This is a genomic window from Paenibacillus oenotherae (assembly GCF_019443105.1).
GTDB lineage: Bacteria > Bacillota > Bacilli > Paenibacillales > Paenibacillaceae > Paenibacillus_Z > Paenibacillus_Z oenotherae.
In genome coordinates this window covers 1-2,108 of record NZ_JAHZIJ010000049.1, presented here as the reverse complement: position 1 = coordinate 2,108, position 2,108 = coordinate 1, and the positions used below count along the sequence as shown (strand labels likewise).

General features: G+C 53.5%; 1 protein-coding gene. It reads left to right on the top strand.

Annotated elements, in window-relative coordinates:
* Positions 1–2,108: fibronectin type III domain-containing protein (locus tag K0T92_RS24415; protein ID WP_246628411.1), on the top strand; the 2,108-nt coding region annotated here is incomplete at both ends.

The following is a 2,108-nucleotide window of genomic DNA, read 5'->3' as shown; positions in this document are numbered from 1 at the left end:
TACATCGACAGCACCGTTGTTGCGGGCAAGACGTACAAGTACAAAGTGCGTGCAAAAGATGCGAAACCGAACTTCTCCGACTACAGCAATGAAGTCACAATTGCTGTACCATCGGACGTAGACACAATCAAGCCTTCCGTACCAACGAATGTAACAGGTACGGCAACGACGAACTCCGTTGCGCTGCAATGGACAGCATCGACAGATAACATCGCTGTAACGGGCTATGACATCTACAATGGCAGCACGCTTGCTGGCAGCGTAGCTGGCGAAGTGACCAGCTACAATGTAACAGGCTTGACGCCAGGCACGCCTTACAGCTTCACCGTTGTTGCGAAGGATGCAGCTGGCAACAAGTCGGATGCAAGCCAAGCGTTCAGCATCACGACACAGCAAGCAGCTAGCAGCAACCTGATTGTGAACCCGGGCTTTGAGACGTACACGGGTACAACCGGAATCGCCAATAGCTGGACGAAATCCGTCACATCCGGCATTACTTCCGCCTTCCAGGTCGTCTCCACACCAGTGGCATCTGGAAGCAAAGCACAACAAATTACGGGCTCCGGCCTGGCAAGCGGCAACACCGCAATGATCTATCAATACGTACCGGTTGAAGAGAACACCTCGTACAACGCAAGCGGTCAATTCAAAGTAACGAGCCTGACGAATGCAAGAGTTCAGCTCTACATTGACTTCTACAATGCAAGCAACACGTTGATCAGCTACAAAAAAGTAGATTACACGCAAGTATCCGGCGACTACGTTCCGCTGCAATTGAGCGGCGTAACGCCAGCAGGCGCAACCCGTGCGAAAGTATACGCGATTCTTCGCGGCTCCGCAGCTGGCGGCGCAGGCAGCTTCATCGTGGATGATATGAAATTCCTGATCGAAGACGACAGCGACACCCAATCACCAAGCGTACCTGCTGCTCTGGCATCGACGGCTAAGACCGACACGTCGGTAAGCCTGTCCTGGACAGCTTCAACGGACAATGTTGGCGTAGCAGGCTACGAGATTTACCGCAATGGCGTTAAAGTCGGCACGTCCACAGCTGCGAGCTACACGGATTCCGGCTTAACGGCAAGCACATCCTACAAGTACACTGTGAAAGCATACGACGCTGCTGGCAACCTTTCGGTTGCCAGCAACGAAGTAACGGTTGTTACTTCTGCTGGTGTGGATACTCAGGCGCCAAGCGCACCTGCTGGCCTTGCATCCACCGGCAAAACGGAAAATTCGGTGAGCCTGTCCTGGACAGCTTCAACGGACAATGTAGCTGTAACCGGCTATGACATCTTCCGCAACGGAACGAAAGTGGGCTCCTCCACAACGACGAGCTACACGGATTCCGGTCTGGCGGAAGAAACGTCATACAAATACACGGTCAAAGCATTTGACGCTGCAGCGAATAACTCGGCAGCAAGCAATGAAGTGACGGTTGTGACGTTGAAAGGAAATGTTGTCATTCCAGGCGGCAACAAGCCATACTCCACGAACCCGACCTTCGGCAAGCGCGTATCGAGCCCGATCACGATCGACGGCGTGAACAACGGGGAATGGACCGATTCCATGCTGATCGCCATCGACATGGCTGGCGACGACCCGCGTACACTGGGCAGCAACTGGTCTATGCATGAAACCGCAATGGATCTTAGCCATCTGTGGGCAGCATGGGACAATGAGTATCTGTACCTGGCTTGGCAGTATGTCGATGTAACGGACATCGTGGACCCTGCGAATGCAGGCTCTGCAGGCGGAACGCCAATCCGCTCCATGGATATGCCGCAAACGATCGCAATCGATACGATTGCTGGCGCTGGCGCACCGCTTGACATGTGGAAGAAGAACGGACTGAAGCCCATCTGGGGCGGCACGAATCTCCCGGATTACCAATTCAACATCGCTTCGAATATGTTCCACTCCGGCTACATCTCCAAAGCCGTTAACGGTGTATTCCCTGTTGACGATGCTGGCGTGAACTACAAGACAGGCGCAGCAGCAGGCATTACGGTTAAATTTGCGAAGGGCAAAGGCTACACCACACTGTGGGGCGTAAAAGATGCGGATGATGTCACCAATGCCAGCAAAGTAGTAGACTTCGCAGCACT